General features: G+C 42.3%; 20 protein-coding genes and 1 pseudogene. 9 read left to right on the plus strand and 12 right to left on the minus strand.

Annotated elements, in window-relative coordinates; all coding sequences use genetic code 11:
* Positions 1-19: 19 nt before the first annotated feature.
* Both CXF82_RS20680 and CXF82_RS20685 read left to right on the plus strand, forming a co-directional pair.
* A complete protein-coding gene (locus CXF82_RS20680) occupies positions 20-1,495 on the plus strand; it encodes a hypothetical protein (RefSeq protein WP_102044871.1) in 1,476 nt (491 codons plus the stop codon).
* A 60-nt stretch (positions 1,496-1,555) separates the two neighbouring features.
* Positions 1,556-2,935 (plus strand): hypothetical protein, encoded by a 1,380-nt coding sequence (locus tag CXF82_RS20685; RefSeq protein WP_102044872.1) that lies wholly within the window; start codon positions 1,556-1,558, stop codon positions 2,933-2,935.
* A 420-nt stretch (positions 2,936-3,355) separates the two neighbouring features.
* Here the strand turns inward: CXF82_RS20685 and CXF82_RS20690 are convergent, their stop codons facing one another.
* From CXF82_RS20690 to CXF82_RS20710, 5 genes are all read right to left on the minus strand, one after another.
* A complete protein-coding gene (locus tag CXF82_RS20690) occupies positions 3,356-3,838 on the minus strand; it encodes an Atu1372/SO_1960 family protein (RefSeq protein ID WP_102044873.1) in 483 nt (160 codons plus the stop codon).
* Positions 3,835-4,830, minus strand: coding sequence for a glycine betaine ABC transporter substrate-binding protein (locus CXF82_RS20695; protein ID WP_257982836.1), 996 nt, complete (start codon positions 4,828-4,830; stop codon positions 3,835-3,837). Before CXF82_RS20695 ends, CXF82_RS20690 begins: the two co-directional genes overlap by 4 nt.
* A complete protein-coding gene (locus CXF82_RS20700; protein ID WP_101092459.1) occupies positions 4,817-5,293 on the minus strand; it encodes a VOC family protein in 477 nt (158 codons plus the stop codon). Before CXF82_RS20700 ends, CXF82_RS20695 begins: the two co-directional genes overlap by 14 nt.
* 120 nt (positions 5,294-5,413) lie before the next feature.
* Positions 5,414-6,583 (minus strand): major royal jelly family protein, encoded by a 1,170-nt coding sequence (locus CXF82_RS20705; protein ID WP_257982837.1) that lies wholly within the window; start codon positions 6,581-6,583, stop codon positions 5,414-5,416.
* Between the two features lie 11 nt (positions 6,584-6,594).
* Positions 6,595-7,050 (minus strand): YbhB/YbcL family Raf kinase inhibitor-like protein, encoded by a 456-nt coding sequence (locus tag CXF82_RS20710; protein ID WP_257982838.1) that lies wholly within the window; start codon positions 7,048-7,050, stop codon positions 6,595-6,597.
* Positions 7,051-7,334: 284 nt separating this feature from the next.
* Between CXF82_RS20710 and CXF82_RS20715 the strand changes: the two are divergent.
* Positions 7,335-7,897, plus strand: a pseudogene (locus tag CXF82_RS20715) (IS6 family transposase); the annotation flags it as partial.
* Positions 7,898-8,013: 116 nt separating this feature from the next.
* On the opposite strand, the gene CXF82_RS20720 reads toward CXF82_RS20715, so the two are convergent.
* Positions 8,014-8,562 carry an ankyrin repeat domain-containing protein gene (locus CXF82_RS20720; RefSeq protein ID WP_102044874.1) on the minus strand — a complete coding sequence of 183 codons (549 nt, stop codon included), beginning with the start codon at positions 8,560-8,562 and terminating at the stop codon, positions 8,014-8,016.
* Positions 8,563-8,752: 190 nt separating this feature from the next.
* Entirely contained in the window at positions 8,753-10,279 is a 1,527-nt protein-coding gene (locus CXF82_RS20725) for a catalase KatE1 (RefSeq protein WP_102044875.1), read from the minus strand.
* A 1,184-nt stretch (positions 10,280-11,463) separates the two neighbouring features.
* Here CXF82_RS20725 and CXF82_RS20730 point away from each other — a divergent pair.
* From CXF82_RS20730 to CXF82_RS20745, 4 genes are all read left to right on the plus strand, one after another.
* Positions 11,464-11,814: a curli production assembly/transport protein CsgE gene (locus CXF82_RS20730; RefSeq protein WP_232775057.1), complete on the plus strand. Its 351-nt coding sequence runs from the start codon at positions 11,464-11,466 to the stop codon at positions 11,812-11,814.
* A 10-nt stretch (positions 11,815-11,824) separates the two neighbouring features.
* The gene (locus CXF82_RS20735; RefSeq protein WP_101092449.1) at positions 11,825-12,211 is read left to right on the plus strand and encodes a curli assembly protein CsgF; all 387 of its coding nucleotides are present in this window, start codon (positions 11,825-11,827) and stop codon (positions 12,209-12,211) included.
* A 3-nt stretch (positions 12,212-12,214) separates the two neighbouring features.
* A complete protein-coding gene (locus CXF82_RS20740; RefSeq protein WP_101092447.1) occupies positions 12,215-13,012 on the plus strand; it encodes a CsgG/HfaB family protein in 798 nt (265 codons plus the stop codon).
* 295 nt (positions 13,013-13,307) lie between these two features.
* On the plus strand, positions 13,308-13,979 hold the full coding sequence (locus CXF82_RS20745; RefSeq protein ID WP_101092445.1) for a helix-turn-helix transcriptional regulator: 672 nt from the start codon (positions 13,308-13,310) through the stop codon (positions 13,977-13,979).
* A gap of 54 nt (positions 13,980-14,033) precedes the next feature.
* On the opposite strand, the gene CXF82_RS20750 is transcribed toward CXF82_RS20745, so the two are convergent.
* Both CXF82_RS20750 and CXF82_RS20755 read right to left on the minus strand, forming a co-directional pair.
* The gene (locus tag CXF82_RS20750; RefSeq protein WP_101092444.1) at positions 14,034-15,545 is read right to left on the minus strand and encodes a curlin; all 1,512 of its coding nucleotides are present in this window, start codon (positions 15,543-15,545) and stop codon (positions 14,034-14,036) included.
* 14 nt (positions 15,546-15,559) lie between these two features.
* The gene (locus tag CXF82_RS20755) at positions 15,560-15,985 is read right to left on the minus strand and encodes a curlin (RefSeq protein ID WP_101092442.1); all 426 of its coding nucleotides are present in this window, start codon (positions 15,983-15,985) and stop codon (positions 15,560-15,562) included.
* Between the two features lie 479 nt (positions 15,986-16,464).
* Here CXF82_RS20755 and CXF82_RS20760 point away from each other — a divergent pair, with 479 nt between their 5' ends.
* On the plus strand, positions 16,465-18,978 hold the full coding sequence (locus CXF82_RS20760) for a S8 family serine peptidase (protein WP_102044876.1): 2,514 nt from the start codon (positions 16,465-16,467) through the stop codon (positions 18,976-18,978).
* Between the two features lie 356 nt (positions 18,979-19,334).
* Here the strand turns inward: CXF82_RS20760 and CXF82_RS20765 are convergent, their stop codons facing one another.
* Positions 19,335-20,069: a substrate-binding periplasmic protein gene (locus CXF82_RS20765; RefSeq protein ID WP_157822935.1), complete on the minus strand. Its 735-nt coding sequence runs from the start codon at positions 20,067-20,069 to the stop codon at positions 19,335-19,337.
* A gap of 541 nt (positions 20,070-20,610) precedes the next feature.
* Here CXF82_RS20765 and CXF82_RS20770 point away from each other — a divergent pair.
* Positions 20,611-21,030, plus strand: coding sequence for a hypothetical protein (locus CXF82_RS20770; RefSeq protein ID WP_102039564.1), 420 nt, complete (start codon positions 20,611-20,613; stop codon positions 21,028-21,030).
* 42 nt (positions 21,031-21,072) lie between these two features.
* Here the strand turns inward: CXF82_RS20770 and CXF82_RS20775 are convergent, their stop codons facing one another.
* Positions 21,073-22,104: an aldose epimerase family protein gene (locus tag CXF82_RS20775; RefSeq protein ID WP_101092434.1), complete on the minus strand. Its 1,032-nt coding sequence runs from the start codon at positions 22,102-22,104 to the stop codon at positions 21,073-21,075.
* A gap of 138 nt (positions 22,105-22,242) precedes the next feature.
* Positions 22,243-23,400 carry a galactokinase gene (gene galK, locus CXF82_RS20780; protein ID WP_101092432.1) on the minus strand — a complete coding sequence of 386 codons (1,158 nt, stop codon included), beginning with the start codon at positions 23,398-23,400 and terminating at the stop codon, positions 22,243-22,245.
* Positions 23,401-23,509 lie beyond the last annotated feature (109 nt).

The following is a 23,509-nucleotide window of genomic DNA, read 5'->3' on the forward strand; positions in this document are numbered from 1 at the left end:
AAGAGGTCGTTGGTAGTAAATGAAAGAACGATATGAGAACAATACATTTTCTAGCGGAGCCATTAGCAGGTTAAATGCTACGGTTGGTTTTAATGGAAGTTCTGCGCCAGAAGGTAAGCCGAGATCCAATACCGATTATGCAAAAGGATATGCTAATGCATCTCTTTTGCTCATTAATACTGCTCTAGAGAGTAAAGAGTTTAAACACTCTGTAGATTACCTTGTTTATCCTGTTTGTTTTAATATGAGGCACTCGGTTGAGCTTAGATTAAAAAAGTTATGGACTGATTTAGAGCTGTTATCAACCAAACGGACTCATATACTTACAGTGTATAGGGGGGCTAAATTTGATGCTGAGCCAGCTTTAAGGGGATACCTGGAGATTTTCCCTAAAATTGACCAAGTAATAACTCATAATATTAATAGTCTTTGGCTACTTATTAAAGAATATGCTCCCATCATCGATAGTCGGTTTGATGAGGTTATTTCTATTCTAGATAGTTATGTCGATGATATCGCTAATATTGACCCTACAGGCCAAACTTTTCGTTATCCTGCTAGTAACGACAGTAAGGTGCATTTGGCTAACACTCCACTGATTAATTTTGTGATTCTAAGGCTTAGGTTTGAACCATTAGTTGAGATATTTGATTTTCTAGAGTCACTCATTCAAGATGTTAAATACGAGTATGGCTGGGCGAAGCAAACTAATTCCTTATCCTATTTTGACATCACGAATGTATGCATGCTTATCAATTCATTATCACCAAATGGTGACATTAAACTGTATGAGTATCGTGATGCTGTTAAGGCTAACTACCCGATGTCTAATAAAGAATATGGCGAGCTATTAGACATCGTTGGCTCAAATCAATACCTGAGTAGTATTGTCAGAAAAGAAGTAGGATTCAGATATCTAACCATTGATTCATTTATGACCTTTTGTAATGTGATTTTTGAATTTTGGTCATTAGATTCATTCAAAGAATATTATAATTCTGAGGGTAATTACAGTCTTGGGGAGATAGATGTATCAGCCGTAATGGATGATATGTTGAAAGAACGAAATGCAATAAGTCGGTTGATTGAACATCTTTCTGAGAATGAAATTTTAGAACTTTTTTCAATCTATGATGCTCGTCATGAAACATTTATTTTTGAGATATTTACCAAAGTTAAGAACGACATTTTTAGTGCTTCTAAGCGTGATGATTTTGAAATATCATCGTTTGTTGGTTCATATGGTATTGGACATCATATAGTTACAGCAACAATTAAGATGCTCTATAAAATGGGGTATCACGCTTTTTTTCATGATTTAGCTTCCCTTTACAAGCTGTATGATTTGCCTTGGTGTGTCGAGCTGTTGAAGAAAGAGTATCTACCCTACCTAAATGAATACATGTGGTTTAATGAAAGACTAGCAGAGTTAAAGTGCAAGGTTGACAATGCTAACGGTTATTTGGCAAAGCACCGTAAAGCTTTAGGTGATTAATGCTTCGTAATACTACATGCCTGAAATTATTTAAGCTTCAACCTTAGAGACTAATAACGAATGAATTTACAATTAAGTGATTTGGACGAGTTGCTGCAATCTGTAAGAAATAGATATTCACAAGAGTATTTAAGAGAAGCTGTGATTGCATATCGAGCAGGTGCATATCGTGCAGCAGTAACATCTACATGGATATCAATTTGTGTCGATGTAATCCAGAAAATAAAAGAATTGAGTGTAGGTGGGGATGCTGCCGCAGCCAAACTTGAAGTGAAACTTGATGCTATTCAACCAAGTGATGTACGAGGAATGCTAGACTTTGAGAATGATATATTACGAATAGCACATGAAGAATTGGGGGTTATCTCACTGATAGAGAAAACTCATTTAGAACGAGTTAAAGAAGATAGAAATATATGTTCTCACCCAACATTTTCCACAGATGGTAGCCAGTTTGTCCCTTCTCCTGAGTTGGCTAGATCTTACATTGTGCAAGCTGCTAACTATCTGTTGACTAACGCTCCACTAAAAGGAAAGGTTGTTGTTCATCAGATGTTTGGGCTTATCACTTCTATTTCATTTCCTGAAAATAAAACAAAGGCGTTTGAAGTCTTAAGTTCTGAAAGGTACTTGGGGCGTGTGAAAGAATCTGCTATTCGTAATCTAACTATTATATTATTCAAGCGCCTTTTTAATGATGAAGATTCAATGGCTTCAGGGGTGTTGCTCCAGATAACAGCAGCCTTAATAGCCATTAACCGCATAAACTCAGAGGCGTTTAAATCTGCTTGTCGAGATAATTTGATTAAGTCATTAGCAGCATCTTCAGATGCGACCCTTAAGAGATTACTTCCAGTGCTGAGTGAGATGCCTGAGCTTTGGAGGTATGTAGAGGAAGCTACTCAGCATAGGTTAGAGCAAGTCATTGAGAACATGTCAGTAAAGGAGCTGGTTTTATACAGGGTAAGTAGTGTAGCGTCAGCAATTCCTAGTGTTGAGGTTTACTTTCAAAGCTCTATTGATGATATCAAATGGGTCGACTCTAGTATCTTATTAAGTGGCTCTCCATCGGTAACCTTACTCGAACAAGCTATTGAGTTCTTTGTTAAATCGGGTAGTTTTGATTCGGCCTACTCGAATGGGGTCAATATTCTACTGAAATACGCTGGTTTTTTAGATGATGAAAAATTGACGGAGGTATTCGAGGGCGTGTATAGAAATAAAACTTATGGTATTAATCAGATATTAAATGCAGGTGGAATAGGTGAGTTTTTTGCAAGCCTGTATAGCAAAACACAAGTAGGGAATGTTTCTAAGCATACTGCTTTGTGGCTTGCCTTTAGAAATGAAGTTGTTAAAAAGGGATATAATTATCCCGATTTGGACGGCTTTATGGAGGCTGATGGTATAATCAAATTGGAAGCTGCTGAAGTCGCTTGATAAGCCGAAATTGCTAGGGCGTATATAGTGTCAATTTAGAAGTAGATATTTAGCTGTATAGCACTCTTTGTTTGCGAAATTTTCACTTGTGTAAATTTAATGGGAACTAAATCAGTTTGAAATGCCATCTAGCTGGGTGTGTTACTCACTCACTCGGTAGTTAAATTTTGTTTTTACCATAAACTACCGTTCTAGATCCCTGTAATTACAGTAATGTAAGAATAAGCTGTAAAATACATTTAAACCCAGTCTAATGACTGGGTTTTTCTTTTTCTGACACTTTCGTTTGTCTAAATATGTCCTATATTAGACTAGCGGTTAAAAATCGTGTCAGAAAAGGAGTGGTTATGTAATGCCCGATTGCCTTATTAGCCTCATCAAATGAGGTAAACTCCGCTCTTGGACTTAAGACACCGTTTATTACTTTTGCTCGTCATCAGGATAGAGTTCGGCAAATAAATATACTAAACATAAACTGTTAAGCGGCATAACGGGATTTGTCCAAATCATACGGCTGTGACGCCCAGCTTCACCAAATATTTCAAGTAGAAAATCCGAAGCACCATCAAGCGCTTTTGGATGCTCAAAGCAAGATTCATGGACATTCAACACACCCTCCAAACGGTAAATTTGTTTTATCCGCGTAAGCTCACCACAAGCCTGTTTTAATTGCGCAATGGCATTGAGAGTTGCAAGACGACATGCAGCATATCCCTCACTCACGGTATGCTCTGCTCCCAATTGTCCTTGATACTGAAGCACGCCCTTTAAATAGGGAAACTGCCCCGAGGTCATTAACTGGTTGCCGACGATTGAATAGGGCTCGTAATTCCCAAGTCCCCTAGCGACTTGAGGTAATGCAACCCCTGCGGTCATTAACCGCGATTCAGGAGTGATCATCATGATGTCGCCTGGTGTGACAAGGTCTTCGTTGGATCCAGGAGCGGTGCTAACCAAGCCGTCAAATGCTGAGGATTGGTCATCAGCCAGTTCGCTGCCGCCTCATCTTCTGTCATCCCTTGTCGATTAACCGCATAATCGAGCTCTGCAACAATTTGATTCGACATTACTATATTATCGAGTACCTTAATTTGTTCCGGCGAGAAATTACGCGTTAGCTCCACCTTACGGGCAAGCAACACTGCTTTATCTTTACCACCGAGCAAACCTCTTGGATCCTGAAGCTCACGAATACGGTATTGGTGATGTAAAAACTGAGGGTGCCACAGAGGAACAATCACCCAATCATTCACCGCTGCTGCAGATTCAAAGGCCGCGACACAATCAGCCTGAGTGCCAGTTTTAAATTGATAACCCGCCGCAGTTAATCCATATTGCACCATGATATTTTTAGAAAATCGTGTAATTCCCGCACCTTCACCAATCCCTTGAATTGTCGGCCGCATACGTTGCTGGACTTCAGGTTTGAGTAAATCCTCAATGCTCGACACTAATTCTGCAGGCACATAGTCGGGCACACCCCAGAGCGCATAGGGCTCATAATGCAGCCCGAGTTGCTGCGTAGGTACTCGCTCTTCAACGTGTTGTCGATAAATCCCATGGCTATGAGGTAGCCATGCAGAACAAACCATATCCACTTTGCCTTCACCTAGCCGATCAAAATTAGCCTCATGCAGTGCATAGCTTCGTTGTACCTCTTTACCCATAACTCTTATTACCTGAGCCACTACAGCCGCGGTAACGCGGTGGAAACTCAAGTCCGTCACTCCCATGCGAATAACCTGCTCACCCTGTGCACTTTTGCTATTCAGGCTTGTACTCTCATTCTGTGAACTCATGCCCATTGCGCCTCGGTGAAATAACCCTAAAGATGCCAAGCTTCCCAGCCCCAGCGTTTGTAATAATTGTCGCCTAAAAGAATCAATCTTTGGCATGCTCAATCTCCTTAGTATCTAAAATGGTGAGTCTGTCCATCGCAATCCCTACGATGGTGTTGTGCTTTGCATAGGGAAAAATCACCTCTACTTTGATGCCATTCGGATCTTCGAGGAACAACTGATGTTCACCAATTTCGGGCACGATTCGTTCCTGAAAAGTCATCCCTTGCTGACATAAATGTTGCTGCATCTGGTGTAAATCTGTGCCGCGAAACGACAAATGATCAACACGCCCAGAACCATAGAGGTTGCTACTCTCCCCTAAATAAACCTGTAGCGCTTGATCGCCTGCAGCCACTAAATGCAAGATGGGTTTATCCGAGGCATAGAGCCAATGGCCTGGAAAACCAAACTGTGGCCGCCAACCGAGTTTCAAGTCCAGAATGACTTGATAAAATGCGAGCGTCTCAACCAGTTTTGGGGTTCTGATAGTAAAGTGGTCTAATCCGATTATGTTCATATTGTTATCCTCTGGCAGTATTGACTCAGCATTGCCAAGTGCGGAGCCAAACGGTTTCAACTCAAACGAATTACGTGAGTAAATTCAATTAAGCTCAGTACTTGGCGTAAGCCGATAAGATTAATTCCCGCGAACGCCCGCAGCCAAAGGCTTGAAACGGAAAATGTAATAAGGTGGACTGTTTTCAGCTTTGCCATTATTGAAAGGCGCTGACAGCGGTAATTGTGCGGCGCCTGAGTACAAATAACCTTGCTTGCCATAACTCACGCCGTCGGGCCACACCATACGTTCATCATGCACATAAGTACGGTACTGACGAGACTCAGCGGGTATCACTCCAATGGTTCGTTCACCCACTTCCGTCAGGTACAAATTATTGGCTTCATCGATACTTAAGCCGCCGTTATTAGGTTTGTTGGCATAGGTCTCCACTTTGGCTGAGAGTGCCGCAGGTGTAAGCGAAGGATTGATTAAATCCGTCATTTGCACTCGGTAGATTTTGTCTTTATTCATGGGGGCAAAGTAGAGCCATGTTTGTGTTTTATCTAAAGCAATACCATCGGCACCCACATAGACTTCAATCTGCTTACGGTTTTTTGAGTCCTTGTCGATAATAAGTGGCCGTTGCAAATCAGGCATTACACTGTTATCCCCCTGTAGTAGGCGACGGCTAATACCAGTGTTTAAGTCTACGACTACCAATGCGGCCTTATCACCTATGGGGCCGGTGGCAATGCCTTCATCGGCAATCACTATAGTTTGATGCCTTGATGAAATAACAAAGTCATTATGCTGTGATTCTGCAAGCGAGACAGGCGCTGGCAAGTGAATAATGCGGTCTAATTGATTTTTCTTGGTATCCCACGCTACTATTTTAGGTTCAATGCGTGGTGTCTGCTGACCAGAGTCCAATAGCCAGACTCTATCTTGATCATCAGTTCGCAAACCCAAAACCCAATTAAGGCAAGTATCAGGATCTTTGGCTTTACCCTGTAGGTCATGGCATTGTTGCCAATCTGCATTGGGAAATGGCTTGCTGCTGCCATCAGCTAAAAGCTCAGCAACCTTAGTCTTAGGTTGATAAAAAGGGTGATAACTGAAAATCAATCTGTCAGTCGATGTGAAGGTAATGCCGCCTACGGCCCCATCTAGTTCGGCAAAAACTTCCATTTTTGCCAGCGGCGCTGTCCTTGTTACTGCCAATGTGTGACAGCTCAACAGGCTGGTTATCAATAACACCAATGTTTTTGATCGTATAGGGGATATCATTAAATCGGAAAATTTTATCATCTTTATTCTCCTTAACGTGGGCCAGCTAACAAGGTTAAGCTTGCATCGGCTAGCCTATGCTGCCAAAGATAAAATCCCACCAAAGCAGGCGTTGCGCCCTTGTCTATAGGTAACTGCGCCACATCCAAAGCATGGACAGTCCACACATAGTGGTGTTGACGCCCCTCCGGCGGGCAAGGTCCAATAAAGCCAGGCTTACCCAAATCGGTATTCGCTTCAACGGCACTACTGGGTAATTCTCCACCGTCTACGCCACCAGGAAGCGTGGATACTTGTGCTGGAATGTCATACACCACCCGATGCCAAAAACCACTGCCTGTCGGTGCATCTTTGTCATAAAAGGTGACGGCAAAGCTTTTGGTGCCAGCTGGCGCATTTTGCCAAGTTAAACTTGGAGCGAGATTTTCGCCCGAACAGCCAAATTGGTTCCAATAATACTTAGGCGGAATAGTTGAATTATTACTCAAGCTGCTTTTTAAATTAAAACTCTTGGTACTGTTATCAGCCATAACATTATTAATGCTGGCGGCCAAAATAACAGTAACCAAAAGGATACTATTGGAACAAGATAGGCGGGTTAATTTCATGTTATGTTTACACTCATAGTTTGTTAGAGACTTAGCATAGCAATTAAAATATTTTGATAAATAGCATGTGGATTGAATGAGTTTCAAAAAATATTGTCTAATAAATGCTTGTAAAATCACAACAAATAAGTAACAACTCATCAGGTGTCATCATGTAGGGAGGTCGCTATTATCTGGCCTACAAACTAAGTTACCGTGGAACTGAGGAGATGTTCGCTAAGCGAAATATCCATTTTAACCACTCAACCCTGAACCGTTGGGTTATCAAATATGCGCCGAAACTCGAAGGTATATTCAGGAACAGAAAGTGTCGAGTCTCTGGCTCGTAGCGAATGGACGACACCTACATAAAAGTAAAAGGTCGGTGGGTTTACTATTATCGAACCGTGAACAAGTACGGCGTTATTATTGATTTTTATTTGAGTGGAACTCGTGATGAGCCAGCACCCGGGAATTTTTCAATAAAGCCATCAACTAGCCCGGCTTACCTGAAAGGTGGTCATTGATAAAAGTGGTGCCAATGCCGCGGCATTAGGTACTGTCAATATTCGTCTTTGGTTATCTGGACATATGCAGTTGATGATCGAGGTATTGGCGGTTAAATATTTGAATAATATTGTCGAGCAAAGTCATCGAAAAGTGAAAGGCAAAATACATCAATGTTTGGGTTGGAAGTCTTGGGCAAGGGCCAAATGAACATTGGCAGGCGTTGAGCTTTGGTCCATGATTAAGCAAGGGTAAATGGACACCACTGAAAAGATGACACCATGGGAACAATTTAATTTTTTAGCAGCCTAATTGCACCTGTGTGACCCCGTACCCTCAAATTATAGCGCCGATACCTCAGTTTGAGACAGAAGCAGCATCTCTTAGTTTGTCACTTTGGCCCCAGAAGGTGGCAAAGTCTTCAAGTGACATGCCAGATTTGTTGGTCATTTCAGCGTCACACTCCTGGCTGTAAAGCTGCTTCATGATTGAAAACTCTGCTTTGATCACTGCGCCCATTATCGCAGTATTTCCCCGCTTATCCTGCAGGCAGGCATTGGCACCCTGTTCGAGTAATGCCGCTGTTGCCAACTCTTGACCGTTATAGGCAGAGACCATCAGCGCGGTATAGCTTTGGCCATTGCGTTGATCAACAGGAAACCCAGCTTCGATAAAGTGAGTTAACACCTCAACATCGCCAGTTCTGGCAGCGGCAAAGTAATACTCCATGAGTAACTGAGTCTGTTTCTCGATAGCCTGCTCAGCAGGCTTTTCTTTGTGAGCGTGCTCGGCTGCAAGTGGTGCAGCGAGTGAATAAGAGACATAAAGCGCTGAGGTGATAATACTCGCGCCTAAGTTAGCACAGAGTAAAAAAAACATTGATTTCAGTGACAGTGAGCTAAACATTGAACTGGCCCTCGATTAAAAGATGTCGATCATTGGTATTGAATATTTATTTGGTGATTTCCGGTTGCCCGCAAGACGCACTCTAAACAGGGCAGAAAAGAGCAAAATTACGTCTTGCGGGGCTTACTGGGTACTTCCTATACTGATTGGTATTAATACTTGCCCTTTAGTATTAAATATCGATTGATTGTTACATTAGACTTCCCTGATGTTCTACTCTTTGCTTCACTTCGTTTAAATCACCATTAACGGCTTTAGTGAGTCGCTTACCAAAATTTTGGTCAGCGAGGTAGAAGTAGCTCAACATCTGATGCTTAACATTACTGTCTCTTACTTGACCAAGGTCGCCAGATAAGTTGGTGATCAAATCACTCTTATCTTGCTTGCTTAGGCTGCGATAAAAGATCCCTGCTTGAGTAAAGTTATCTTGCTTACCAATGACTTTTTGCTGCACGGTGCCAGACACTGGCGTATTACCTGAGCGGTAACGGTTATCTTCAGCGAGTGCTAAATGACTACTTGGCTGATAGTTAATGTCACTCGTGGTGTGGCCGTAGTTCAATGCACCATCTTGGTTGTGATTCGCAACTTTCACTCGTGTTTGGTTAATCGGCAGCTGTGATAAGTTGGCGCCTAAACGATACAGCTGTGTATCGGCATAGGAGAAGATACGCCCTTGCAGCAATTTGTCTTCCGATGGCTCGATACCTGGGATTAAGTTGGAAGGAGCAAACGCGGCCTGTTCGGTTTCTTGGAAGAAGTTACCCGGAACACGGTTTAAGGTCATTGTGCCTACGGTTGTTTCAGGCACATCAAGCCACATTTTCGTTGCATCGAGCGGGTTGTAATCAAACTTACTGAGATCTTCTGGGCTTAATACTTTGACTTTTAGATCCCATTTAGGAAAATTGCCTTTACCAATCTCGCTATACAGATCGTCGGTTAGGTGGTTGAAGTTTTTACCTTGCATCTGTGTGACTTCTGCCGGTCTGAGTCCTTCAACACCTTGCTGGCTCTTCCAGTGAAACTTCACGTATTTAACTTGGTTATCATCATTAATAAACTTATAGGCATGTACGCCCCAGCCATCCATTTTACGGTAGCTCGATGGCGTGCCTAAATTGGTGTAAACCCAGGTCAACATGTTGGTGGCGGTGCCTTCATGGCTGAAGAAATCAAAGTAACGATTAGGGTCTTGGATATTCGTAATAGGTGACGGCTTTAGTGAATGCACCATGTCAGGAAACTTAATGGCATCACGGATGAAGAACACAGGCAGGTTATTACCAACGAGATCCCAATTACCTTGCTCTGAATAGAAGCGTGTCGCGAATCCACGAGGATCACGTAACGTTTCCGGTGAACCTTTTGAATGGATAACCGTTGAAAAGCGAACAAATACTGGCGTTACTTTTCCTTTTTCAGAAAAAAGTGCTGCTTGCGTTAGTCCACTAAGGTCATCGCTGGCAACAAACTCACCATGCACACCAGTACCTCTGGCGTGAACAACACGCTCAGGAATACGTTCACGAGCGAAACGTTGTAGTTTTTGAATCAACTGAACGTCCTGTAAAAGCACGCTGCCGTTACTGCCTGCAGTGATTGAGTTTTGGTTATCGCCTACAGGGGCACCATTGTCACGGGTTAAGGTTTCAGCTTGGACACTAAATGCCAGACTCATCGATAGTACTAAACAGCTTTTTCTTGTTAGATCCATTGGGATTCTCATTATCTACAACACACGCTCTTTCTGCCTGTAATCAGTGTAGAACGGAAATAGAGATTAAAAGAAGCGATCTTTATCGATTGAGTGAATTGTTAAAATCTATTAAGCCTATATTTCATTTAGATTTTTTAATTATCTTTAGTATTCTAGGTCTAAGTACAAAAAGTGGTAAAAACGACAACGGGTACAGGTTAAGCCATTGATTAACAATAATGAGTTACTGATATTTGCAAAAAACATTGACCGATATGGAAACTGACTTAGACTAATGTCATGTTAAACGGGGTATGAGCACCACCAGAAAGGGATAGACTCTCTACGCGGAGCCTATAGCCAGACATCAGCCAAATACACAATATATTGTTTTTTAATGCTAATAACTTTATATACTGACTTTAGTATGTGATTTCTGTTGTCTGATTCAAGTAACCGTTTTACGTCACTATAGATCTCATAAGTTTCTTTGACGGGTCATTGATCCTTCTCGCCTCAATGAAAACAACAGCCTCTTTTTCAGATAAAAAAACCACACCGTCTATATGAGGGTAGCTTCTACTATTTTGCTTTAGAGGCGCTTATAGCCAAGTAAATGCATCATCTTCACTATTAGTTAAACTTTTAACAAACAAATCTGATTAGCTTTCATAAAACCTGTCAATTTATGCGCAGGATAATAAAAATTAAGAATATTTCCGTGCTCATACAACTGGTTAATTGACGTTTTTTGGTAAGTGTAAATTTAGAGTTACTGTGGTGCTGTTTTGGTCTCTATATCGCTAGGGTTCATTCACTCCGTTGCTGATTTTGATTTTTACCATGAACTGCCGTTCTAAGACAGATATAAATTAAAAGTGTCAAAATAGGTATCTAAAATACAACTAACCCATTATAAGCGAAGGTTTTATTATTGCTTCAACCCCCCTTATTTTAATATCGGCACCCTACCTAAAAGTACTACTCCTTTGTGTTGGTTCTTCATTTTGACGGGTAATTCGTTCTGTTTGAGACATTAACTATCACCAATTGCTGTTAGGGTAACAAAATGACGCAGAGCAGCTAGTTCTCAATTTGAATCAAATCAAATTAGCGGTGAGTCGGTTGCAGATTATTCAACAAGGATTGTGCTGAATATGCGAGGAATATTACTGGTATTGCTATTGATTATTAGTAGCGCGATGCCATCGATGGCTGAAGATAGTGACATTGAAATCAGTGGTCTCATGATTGACCGCACATTAACTCGCTTTGGTAAGGACTTTGGCTTTTATTACGCAAGTTATTGGCGTGATCTGCCGTTTACTCAGGGTTTTAATGTCACGCTTTATGAAACTGTTTTCCCTCAGGCTGGTACGTTACTTCGCTTAGAAGTTAATGGCGTTACCATTTACAGAACTCACTTTGGACGCAGAGCTAGCCCGATAAAGGAACGAGCAGAACAAGCCATTTTACTAACAATTGATTATTTGGCTCAGGTTAGAGCAAATGCAATTACAGCTGAGTTTGCTGATAATGCTGACGGATATTAGGATAATTACAATGAATAACAGGATGTTAATTCTCGCTACTTTATTCGTAGCAAGCCCTCTTCAAGCCACCGAATTAGTTTATACCCCGATTAACCCTAGTTTCGGCGGTTCAGCATTAAATGGCTCCTACCTGCTGAATAAAGCCAATGCACAGAATGACCATACTGCAGAAAATGCTGAAAAAGATTTTGTCACTCGCTTTAAAGAGTCATTAGAGCGAAACATCATGAATACCATTACTCGTGGCGTTGCCAGTGGGGAAATTACAGATGGTACTTATGATACTGGAGACTTTAGGATTGAAGTTGCCTCAATAGGCGGTGGTGTGATGTTAACGATTACTAATCTACTGACAGGTGAGGTAACCGTGATTGAAATGCCTTCTTACGGAGGATAACGGATGAAATTATTAATTAGCCTATTGTTACTCGGCAGCTTATCCGCTTGTAGCCTTATTCCCAAGCCTGAGTTGAATATCAGTGAAGCACAGCTCAATCCAACCAGTGAAACGATGCGGCAATTAGTGGCAAAACCAGGCCCAAAGTACCCAATTCCTGTCGCGGTATATTCCTTTAGGGATCAAACCGGGCAATATAAACCACAGCAAAACGTGAGTTCTTTTTCTACTGCGGTAACGCAGGGAGCGACATCAATGTTGGTGCAAACATTATTGGACTCTAAGTGGTTTACCCCAGTGGAACGAGAAGGGTTACAAAACCTGTTAACCGAACGAAAAATCACCAAGAAACAACCTAATAAATCCAAAAAAGAAGATGTGCCACAACTGACCAATGCCAGGTTGTTGTTAGAAGGCGGCATTATAAGCTACGAAACAAATATCAGTACAGGTGGGTCGGGAGTTGAGTACTATGGTATTGGTGCATCCGAGATGTATAGGGAAGACCAAGTGACGATCTATCTTCGAGCTGTCGATGTTCATACGGGTAAAGTAATGATGTCGGTATCAACCACTAAGCGGGTGTTTTCTCAGGAAATGCGAGCAGGACTGATTCGATTTACGAGCCTAAATAGACTCGCTGAAGCTGAAATTGGCTTTACAACCAATGAACCCGTACAGTTTTGTGTCTTGCAAGCTATTGAGTTAGCGGTATCTGAATTGGTAGAAAAAGGACTTGAAATGGGTTATTGGAATTCAGCTACATTAGCCGCTAAAGAGCTTACTCCAGCCAATTCATAAAGTGTTTCCTTATTTGGTTTTTTCAGTAGCGGTAAAATTTATTTTACCGCTATCTTTTGCGTTTTATGTCGTTAAACTATTGATATGAAGCAGTTTAGTCGTAAGTATGGTTTAGTTGTATTTGTATGGTGTTTTCAGTTGTAAGGGTCTTTTTATATAGCTATTAATACTGAATTGTTGTATTAATGTTAAATTCTCTTGGGTAACCTAGAGTATAAAGAGCATTCATTCATAAGGACAAGTATGGGTGGTTCATCTATAGCGTTAGATGATTTCATTTCAGGGAGAGAGCTCAATGAGTAAAATAGATGAACTAGTCTTCATCCACCAAGTTGCCGCGCCTTGCCACTTGGCCATATTAGCGGATTCTATTGGTATTAAAACCAGGGTAATCAAAAAGCCTTCTGACCTAGTTGTTGCAAAAGACTGTAATCGCTTTTATATGGTAGCCCAAAAAGGCACGGCGTTAGATAGCAAAGGCATTCCAATCGTCGCTGCTCGATTAGTGTCGCAGTTCCCAATCGCATTGTATCAGGTAGAACGAGATTCTTTAGATCCTAAAGCAGCACTACTGCTAGGAATAAAAGGCCTTTTATATGCCGATCAAGGCATGGACCTGTTATTGACAGGGCTTAAAAAAATGGTCGCGAATGAGCTTTGGTATGAACGGGGTTTACTGAGTGAAATGTTTAGTCATTTGATGAAACGTTTAGATAGCAATAACGAGGTGGCTCAAGATCAAGATACGATAGCTATGCTACAAATGCTGACCAACCGAGAAAGAACCGTCATTCAGTTAGTGTCCAGTGGTGCACGAAACAAAGAAATTGCACATCAACTATGTATAAGTGAACACACAGTCAAAGCACATATATCTTCAATATTTAGAAAGACCCAGTCGCGTAATCGAGTTGAGTTATTGCGTTGGGCGCAAACCTATCAAAGCCAATTTGAGTTATGTTCTTAATATAACAAGTATAAAAAAAGGGAGCCTAAGCTCCCTTTTTAATGGATGAATAATTTAGTTTTGCATTACTGTCGCACTGTTAAAGTCACCAGTTTGGCTGACTGAAATCGCATTATTGGCACCGGTTTGAGAACCACTTACGAAGTTATCATTACCTACTTGTGCAATCGTTAGGCTATTGTTTACGCCATCAACTCGGAACGCTTCTTCAGATTCGCCACCGACCCAGTTGCCGTCGCCAGTTTGAGCTATTAACGCGCTATTTTCATCGCCAACAATAATCAAATCAATGAGGTTAATATCACCATCTTGAGTCATCTCAACGTCAGTATTGTCAAAACCGACCACTGTTACTAAGGCTTCGTTTTCGTTGCCATCTTGTTCGATATCGACTTCGTTACCAAAACCTGTCACGTCAGCATAACTGTAGTTGTCATCGCCTTCTTGTGAGATCTCAATTTGGTTGTCATCCAGAGTTGTAAAGGCAACAGCGGTGTTATTGTCACCATCGGAGATGATACTGATGTCGTTATCATCGCCATAAGCGGCGAATGTAGCAAAGTTAGTTTCGCCTTCTTGATCTAAAGAGATGTTATTTTCATCTCCTAGGATCTGAAATTCAGCTCCATTATTATTGCCATCTTGGTCTACACGCAAGACATTATCACTACCTTGAATTTCAGCAGTTAAGGAATCACCAATCGTGTTAGTGTTACCGTCTTGATTCACTTCAATGTCATTGTCATCACCAGCGGTAAAGGCAAAGTATGCCGTATTGCTATTACCAACTTGGTCAATCTCAATCTCATTTTCTGAACCAACCAGCGAATATACAAAACCTGTGTTGTTATCACCTTCTTGAGAGACTACAAAATTATTGTCGTCACCGGCCACACCTTTCACAGCCCCTAAGTTACCATTACCCTCTTGGTAGACTTCAACATCATTGTTATTACCAACGTTTGGCGTAATGTCTAACGACACTAAACCGGCAACGTTGTTATCGCCCATTTGAGTGATGTCACCATCGTTACCATTGCCTTCAACTCTAAAAACACCAAAGTTACTGCTACCCTCTTGGTTCACAACACTCGTGTTTTCATCACCTAAGAGCTCAACAACCGCCTCATTTTGAGCACCGTCTTGCATCACGTCGCTCGTGTTGCCGTTGCCAGTGATATCAGTGGTGCTTTCGTTAAAGAAGTCGAGCTGCATGACCGTTGCTTTGTTGTCGTTGCCATCAATATTAGTGGTACTTATATGCCAATCATCAGCCTGGTCGACGTCAACAGTGTTGCCGTTACCCTTGGAGTCAACATAAGCTTCTATCCAAACTCCATTCTGGATCACGATTGCAGATTGATTGTCACCTTGTTGGTTGACGTCTGCGATATGTAAGTCACCTGTTTGGATCACAGTGGCGTCTTGACCCACAACACTGCCAGCGGTAACGGTAGTTTGTGTAATTGTGGCCGTGTTTGATGTGTCGGCAAATGCATTACTGCTAAGGCTAAAACTTGCGGTAATCGCTAGTGCAATCATGGTTTTTTTTGTTTGCGATCTCATTAGATGCTCCCTGTTTAGTATTGAGTAATTGTGATTGCTGCGCCGTCTGCAATCTGTTCAATCGAAAAACTGGCACTTCCTAACTGATTAATCTGCACTAAATTATCATTACCAATTTGGGTGATGTTAGCTCGGTTATCAGCTCCAGCTTGTAAAAGTTCAACTTCATTATCTTGACCATACTGGATAATGTCAGCGTGGTTGTTGCTACCCATTTGGATTAAGTTTGCTCCATTACCAGCGCCTGATTGACTCAGATTTGCATGGTTTAGAACACCTAATTGAACGAGGTTAATAACATTTTCTCGGCCAGTACTTTCAAGCAGTGTTTGTAGTGTTATTGGTAGCTCGGTGCTCTGATTGTTGAGTTCAGTAGCGCTTGTCGGCACTGAGTGCAGCAATAGCGCAATGGTGAGTCCAATCGTTTTAAAAACTGACACTTAACGCCCCTTGGTATTGGTGTAAATAGGCAGTAGAAAACTTAATGTTTAAGTTACTAATCCTGCTTTACGGCTTGCTGGTAAGGGACTGTATATGACAGCTCTCGCCAGATAAGTGACTCAAGCTACAGTGCTGAATTTTTGCAGCAATCAGAAAAAGGTCTATTTATTCAACGTAAGCTACCGACATTGAAATTTGTTAATTTCGGTAATTTTCTGTTGAAAAATATAGTGTTTATTTAATTATTTTACGAATGCGGAAGAGATTACTAATGCCATGGGATTAGTAATTAAGTGTTAAAGGGTTGGGGGGCTCTTTTAAAAACAGAGTGGCTATGGCAACAATCCCTACGTTAACAATTTCCGGATATGCGCAAGGTGTTTTCAGCGGTCAGTATTTTATGTGGCTATGGATGGCACTCAGAGCATTTGCAGTACCGGTTCGGGGAAATTTAAAGGATTAATAGGAAGACTGTTATATGTTTAAGAAACTGACACCACTTGCTTCGGCAATCGCAGGCATTATTGCCGTATCATCGGCACCTGTTTATGCAAAGGGGCCTGCACAGCATGAAATAGTGAAAGACTCACTCATTGTTGTTTATAAAGATAACACTACGATGAGCGAACGTGCTTCAGCACAGCGATTAGTACGAGGCTCAGTTCGTGATATCAATGCCGATGGCGTAGACGATCGTTTTTCAAACTTACTTGGCGGAAAATTGGCTCGTCTCTCACTGCGCTCAGGCTCAGATGTTGCGAAAGCAATCAAAATGATTAGTCGCCATCCAGCGGTAAAGTATGCAGAACCAAACTATGTACTAAAAGCGATTGGCACGCCTGATGATCCTGATTTTGTTTCACTTTGGGGGCTTAATAATGCAGGGCAAGATGGCGGAACTACTGATGCCGATATTGATGCAGTAGAAGCTTGGGACATCACGACCGGTGATACCAATATTGTCGTGGGTGTTATTGATACGGGTGTTGATTATAACCACCCTGATTTACAAGCTAATATGTGGACTAACCCTAATGAAATAGCCGGTAATGGTATTGATGATGATGGTAATGGTGTTGTCGATGATATTCATGGTTTTAGTGCTGTTAACAACAGTGGTGATCCCATGGATGGTAACGGTCATGGTACTCACGTATCAGGTACTATCGGAGCGAAGGGTAACAACGGTGTTGGTGTTGTTGGTGTGAACTGGGATGTCAGCATTATAGGGTGTCAGTTCCTTGATGCTAGTGGCTCAGGTTCTACAGCAAATGCCATAGCATGTATCGACTATATGACAGATCTTAAGTTAAACCATGGGGTTGATATTAAAGCGACAAACAACTCGTGGGGAGGTGGTGGATTTAGCCAAGCAGTAAAAGACTCTATTGAAGCTGCCGGTGATGCAGGGATATTGTTCTTTGCTGCAGCGGGTAACGATGCTGTCGATAACGATGCTAGCCCGCATTATCCATCCAGCTATGATTCTGATGTTGTGATGTCAATTGCCAGTACTGATCGAAATGACAATATGTCAGGCTTTTCACAATGGGGTTTGACGAGTGTCGATATGGGAGCGCCTGGTTCCGCTATTTTATCTACAACACCAGGTAATACCTATTCGACTTATTCTGGTACTTCGATGGCTACCCCTCATATGACGGGAGCAGCGGCATTAGTTTGGTCTATTAATCCTGACCTGACCCCGTTAGAGATGAAGCAACTACTAATGGATTCTGGCGATGTGAATGCAGGATTGACGGGGAAAACAGTTGCAGGAACACGATTAAACGTAGCAAATGCGCTTGATCTTGCCGACCCAGAACCAAGCTATCGCTTTAGTGTTTCTCCTACGGCACAAACTGTTGAAGCTGGCAGTGCTGCAAGCTTTGACTTTAGTGTGGGCAGTGTAGCAGGTTGGGATGGCACCGTTGCGTTGACTGTTGATGTGAGTCCGGCTTTGGCGGGAGTGTCACTTTCAAGCGACAGCGTAGTGACTGGTGATAGCTTTACCGTTGATATTGCCACGGCTGCTGATGCGTTATGGGGAGATTACACCATTACAGTATCGGGTGACGATGGCAGTACAGTGAAGAGTAAAGCTGTATCACTGACGGTATTACCACAAGGTATTCAGGACTTCACTTACGCAAATGATGAGTCAGTAGCCATTCCAGATAATGACCTTGCAGGTTTGGTGAGCACGATTGTTATTACTGATGATGTTCAAGTCTTTGGGGTGAATGCAGACGTTGATATTTCTCACTCTTGGATTGGTGATTTAGCCGTGACATTAACTTCACCAATGGGAACCGAAGCCGTGTTGCATAACCGTGAAGGTGGTAGTGCGGATGACATCGTTAAGAGCTGGGACTTAAGTGCTTTTAATGGAGAAATGGCGACAGGTACGTGGACATTAGCGGTTAATGATAACGTTGGATCCGATACTGGTATCTTAAATAGCTGGGGAATGGTGATCTCAGGTGTTGGTGATGCAGCGCCGCAGGCACCAGTGGCAGGCTTTAGTTATGCCATTGATGGTTTAGATGTCACCTTTGCAAACGCAAGCTCAGATATGAATGACGATATTGTCAGCTATAGCTGGGACTTTGGTGATGCTGGAACGTCAACAGAGATGAGCCCTGTTCATACCTATGATACAGCAGGTACTTACACTGTATCGATGACTGTTATAGATGCAGAAGGCAACAGTGATTCTGCGACCATGAGTGTCGAAGTGTTTGAGCATAGCATTACTGCTGGAGTGGCAAGAGCTAAGTTATCTCGTCGTGGCAGTGCATTAGTTGACTTAACATGGGGTGGCGCATCTGGTGAGTCAGTGGTGATTTATCGTGATGGCAATGCCATTGCGACAACTGCAAATGACGGTCGTTACCGCGATCGTTTCAGCGATGCTGCTGCATCAGTTGAGTACAAGGTTTGTGAAGCCAGCAGTAGCTTGTGTTCAGAACCTATCGTTGCGACTTTCTAACTAATTATTAGTTAACTTGTCTTTTGGCGGTCTCCGGGCCGCTTTTTTTATTGCTGTTAACTTTAGCGATGAGTGAGTCGTTATTTAAAATAAAGAACTCACCTCGAACAACTTCAGGTTTTTGTGTTGATATTTGCGAAACCCAGCATGCCTTCAATAACATCAGCGGCTATTACTCGCACTTGGTAGTGGTCAATGTGATAGCGAACATAACTTGCTTAACGGTAAAGCACCAGATGATGTGACCCACACTGAATTGATCCAATGCATGGGTGAAAAAGTCATTAAATTATAATTTTAATAGAAAAATAGGGTCTAACGGTTCGACTTTTTTATGAGCATATGGAGTTGCGAGGTTACCAAGGCTCGATATGGTATTTCTTCAAAATGGCCTGATATTGGCCAGACTGCTTGATATTTTCTATCCCTTCGGCAAACTTATGTTGGTAATTTTTTTCAAGATCTTTATGACTAAAGCCAACATAGAGAGACGTAGAATTCCCGTCACTACCAGCAAACTTAATATCCTCCGAGTAGCCAAATACTTGTGCAGTGTGTTCTACCACATAGCGGTTTCCCAGCAACACATCGACGCGATCTTTTATGAGCAGGTTTAAGTTGGTTTTGAATGGTGATTCACCAGAGGCATAAAAGCTGAGAGGACTTTGTTCTAGATATTGATTTAATTCGTCACCATAGTTATATCCTAAAATACTGGCGACCGCTTTGTCCTCAAGGTCGGTCAATGTTGAATATTGCCAGCTATTGGAAGCATGCACGTAAAAGTCATTGGTATTCTGGCCTAATACTATATTGGAAGTTTGTAATTTACAGCGTTTAATAGACTCTTGGTTGATTGCCAGCACGGCATGAATTTTATCCCTTTGCGCGAGTCGTAAGGCTCTTTTAAATGGAATAGTCTCAAACTTAGCCGTAACTCCCACCGTTAAAAATGCTTGCTGAGTGAGTTCGACAAAATAACCCGAATTGTTTGCACAGATATAGGGACACCAGATATCTGACGCGATAACAATCTGCTCTGCTTGGACTGGAAAGCTCAAACACAAAATGATTAATAATTTAAGCTTCAAAATAATATCTGTAGCACTTTTGTATGAGAAATTATTTTGCAGTTTAGCAAATAAAAGTTTAAGACGCTGGTAAATTAACGAGATCTAATTTACATCGTGCTAGATGCTCTGCTTGAGAGGGGTGTCAAGCGTTTCACACTGAGGTTGAATTTAGTGACAGGTTTCCCGCCTAACATCATTCTGTCATGTTATCAGAGCACTATGCTCTCCAGATTAACTTAAATGTATCATTTTTAGTTTAAGTTAAGCTGTTGATATAAAGGTGATTAGTATTTTATATCGCATTATTGCAATTTATTCTCTGATAAAAACTTGAATAACGACGGCTTTGAACTAAATTCGATAATAGCAATAAAAAGCATGAAATGTTTTTCAAATTCTTGATGATAAACCTATAAGTTGTACTACTGAAATAGAGACAGTAAACGGCAAACATAAGGCTAACACCTCAGTGGTATGTCATTGAGTAAACTTAAGTAAATGAAAGCAATATTTACTTTATATTTTTTGGGTATGTGTTGATTCAAGGGCATTGGCATCGATGTATAATTCGTCAAAAAAACCAGTTTGGTACGGTGAACTGATCACCTCACGTGGTAATACCGTGGTCATTTATGACACACAATTCCCCGAGGCTCCGGCGGGTAGAGTCTACTTTTATAACACGACGCGTGACGCTATTATTGAGTATGAGGAAGGGATTGTTAAACCTCATTTGCATGAGCTATCGGCTGCGGCCTTAGCAACCGCGGAAGAACATTACGGAGCGGCGTGGAATGTTGCTCGAGAAGCATTTATGGAGAAGCATTCAGGCTGGGTAGAAGCGAATAATCCTAAGGCAAGCGTGACTAAAAAACCAAAACCTGAACCCATTATTGAGCCAGAAGCAGAGTTAGAGACAGAATCAACTAATGACGATGATTTTGATCGTGGTTGGTCAAATGATGATTTGGATGACTAACATCGTTAGTCTAACGAGAAACAGCGCTTTAGCGCTATTTTTTTAAGCTTCGCTATCAAACTGATAGCGGCTAATATGATGATAAATTTTGCCTGGTCTCGTTAAGCCGTCACCTGCTATTTCGGGTTGGTTAGGTGCATCCGGTATTTGTTGAGGTTCTAAACATACGGCTTGATATTGCGATAACCGCTGTTGGTTTTTTCCTATCGTACCCTGCAAAAAGTTAGCGCCGTAGACCTGAACACTCGGTTGGTTAGTGTAGAGCGTCATACCACGGCCACTTATTACCGAACTCAAACGACCAAATCTTTGCAGTTGTGGTTCGGTTTGGGGTAATAAGTAACAATGATCAATCCCTGATGTGGCAGTAAACTCTTCTGCACCTATAAACGACTGTAACTGTGTGGCTTGATGCAGATCGAGGGCACTATTGACGGTTTCACAAATTTGAGTGGGTACACCAACATCGTTCATCGCCAGATACTGGTTTGAGTCTACTTGCAGAGCGTGTTGTAAACTGCTGTTGCTACCGTCTAAGTTAAAGTAACTATGCTGCGTGAGGCTTATTGGACAGGTTTTGTCGGTACTTGCCAGCATCTCTATGTAAAGGTTCTTTCCCACAAGGCGATAGTCTAATTGAACAGTGCACTTGCCGGGAAAACCCATATCGCCATCGGGGCTCACCAAGCTTAAGCGAACCCCATCTGGCAGTTGACCTAAATGCCAGTGCTTACGATTAAACCCCTCTTTACCGCCATGTAGACAATTGCTGGCTTGATTGATATCAAGTTGATATTGCTGACCATCTGCTGAGAATTTACCGTGGGCAATGCGGTTGGCATAACGGCCAGCAATAGCGCCTAGATGTGCATCTTGGGCTAAATAGTCACTGACCGAGTCACAACCTAAAACGATATTGCCACGCTCGCCATCTCGGTCTGGGGTCCACAATGATCGAATGATCCCGCCTAAGCTCAGAACCTCTAACGCGAGGATGCCGTTGTCAATGATAATCCGTTCAACTTGGTCACCGCGAGGATCGTTCCAAGGGGCTAGAGGGCGAAAGCGTACCATGGTTTATCCTTGTTAAAAGCGAAGTTTTACAGCGTGCTATGTTGCGGTTAATATTTTGATTTAGCGAGATGAATACGTATTCATCTCGCCAGCTGTTAGTGCCTGATTACCGTGCTTATTGTCGAGCTAGTTACCAAGTTAGTTATCGAGCCGTTTGGCCCCATCCGATGCGGAACATAAGTAGATAGTGGCTTCTATGCCTGTTTTTTCCAAATATTGTTGTTCAACGATTTCGACGACAGCATCGGTCAATTCATGATCGACTAAGGCGACGACACAGCCACCAAAACCGCCGCCAGTCATCCGTACCCCCCCTCTTTCGGCGATGACACTCGATACTATCTCAACCAGAAAATCAATTTCCGGTACGGTGATTTCAAAATCATCACGCATAGAGATATGTGACTCGGCCATTAATGTGCTTAGCTGCGAAATGTTGCCCGACTCCAGTGCCCATGCGGCATTTTGAGTACGACGGTTCTCGGTAATGACATGTTTAGCACGTCGATAATGTACATCACTGAGCTGGTCTTTTGCCGCTTCAAGGTCGGCGAGTTCAAGGTGACGCAGCGAGTCTAGTTGGAAGTGCTCAGCAACTTGTTCACATTGTTCGCGGCGCAGGTTGTATTCAGACTCAACCAGACCCCGTTTAACATTAGAGTTGATAATAATCAGGCTTAAGTTTTCGGGGATACTGACAGCCTCGCTATCGAGATCAAGGCAGTCTATTAATAATGCGTGATCTTGCTGACCCAGCGCACTGATCATTTGATCCATAATACCGCATGCACAACCCACGTAGTGATTTTCACCGCGCTGAGCCAGTTGGGCAATCGCCAGAGGTGACAGTTGTATTTGGTTTACATCATTAATCGCTGTCCCAAAAGCAATCTCTAGCGCGGCAGAAGAGGAGAGGCCTGCACCGAGAGGCACGTTACTGACTATCGCTAAGTCCATACCTTTGGTTGCGAGGCCTGATATCGCCATAGCCGAGCTAAAGCCTTTAAGGTAATCAGCCCATTCTGGTGACTCTGGTTTGTTACCTTCTTCACCGAAGGTCCATTCTTTCATCTCGCCAGGAAAGGCATCAGAAACTGCGCGAAACTGGCTGTCTTCACGACGCTTTATGGCAATGATGGTGTGAAAGTTTATCGCTGCTGGCAACACAAAACCGTCATTGTAGTCGGTATGTTCGCCTATTAAATTGACTCTTCCGGGAGCAAAATAGAGCGTATCAGCTAGGGTGCCGAATGTTTGTACAAAAAGTTTATTGGCTCGTTGAGCTGGATTGGACATGGTTTACTTTTCCGAAAGTTGTCATTCTGTTGAAAGCGATATCTGCTTTAGCTTATTAATAATCGTTTAATGTTTAACAAGCGGTTTGTACCTAACTGTTTAGTGGCGG

It is taken from the genome of Shewanella sp. GutDb-MelDb (genome assembly GCF_002836075.1).
Taxonomy (GTDB): domain Bacteria; phylum Pseudomonadota; class Gammaproteobacteria; order Enterobacterales; family Shewanellaceae; genus Shewanella.

Bases quoted from the DNA above. Each gene is read 5' to 3' on its own strand.
- CXF82_RS20680 (WP_102044871.1), top strand. From the start codon at position 20: ATGAAAGAACGATATGAGAACAATACATTTTCTAGCGGAGCCATTAGC.
- CXF82_RS20685 (WP_102044872.1), top strand. From the start codon at position 1,556: ATGAATTTACAATTAAGTGATTTGGACGAGTTGCTGCAATCTGTAAGA.
- CXF82_RS20690 (WP_102044873.1), bottom strand. From the start codon at position 3,838: ATGATGATCACTCCTGAATCGCGGTTAATGACCGCAGGGGTTGCATTA.
- CXF82_RS20695 (WP_257982836.1), bottom strand. From the start codon at position 4,830: ATGCCAAAGATTGATTCTTTTAGGCGACAATTATTACAAACGCTGGGG.
- CXF82_RS20700 (WP_101092459.1), bottom strand. From the start codon at position 5,293: ATGAACATAATCGGATTAGACCACTTTACTATCAGAACCCCAAAACTG.
- CXF82_RS20705 (WP_257982837.1), bottom strand. From the start codon at position 6,583: ATGATAAAATTTTCCGATTTAATGATATCCCCTATACGATCAAAAACA.
- CXF82_RS20720 (WP_102044874.1), bottom strand. From the start codon at position 8,562: ATGTTTAGCTCACTGTCACTGAAATCAATGTTTTTTTTACTCTGTGCT.
- CXF82_RS20725 (WP_102044875.1), bottom strand. From the start codon at position 10,279: ATGGATCTAACAAGAAAAAGCTGTTTAGTACTATCGATGAGTCTGGCA.
- CXF82_RS20730 (WP_232775057.1), top strand. From the start codon at position 11,464: ATGCCATCGATGGCTGAAGATAGTGACATTGAAATCAGTGGTCTCATG.
- CXF82_RS20735 (WP_101092449.1), top strand. From the start codon at position 11,825: ATGAATAACAGGATGTTAATTCTCGCTACTTTATTCGTAGCAAGCCCT.
- CXF82_RS20740 (WP_101092447.1), top strand. From the start codon at position 12,215: ATGAAATTATTAATTAGCCTATTGTTACTCGGCAGCTTATCCGCTTGT.
- CXF82_RS20745 (WP_101092445.1), top strand. From the start codon at position 13,308: ATGAGTAAAATAGATGAACTAGTCTTCATCCACCAAGTTGCCGCGCCT.
- CXF82_RS20750 (WP_101092444.1), bottom strand. From the start codon at position 15,545: ATGAGATCGCAAACAAAAAAAACCATGATTGCACTAGCGATTACCGCA.
- CXF82_RS20760 (WP_102044876.1), top strand. From the start codon at position 16,465: ATGTTTAAGAAACTGACACCACTTGCTTCGGCAATCGCAGGCATTATT.
- CXF82_RS20770 (WP_102039564.1), top strand. From the start codon at position 20,611: ATGTATAATTCGTCAAAAAAACCAGTTTGGTACGGTGAACTGATCACC.
- CXF82_RS20775 (WP_101092434.1), bottom strand. From the start codon at position 22,104: ATGGTACGCTTTCGCCCTCTAGCCCCTTGGAACGATCCTCGCGGTGAC.
- galK (WP_101092432.1), bottom strand. From the start codon at position 23,400: ATGTCCAATCCAGCTCAACGAGCCAATAAACTTTTTGTACAAACATTC.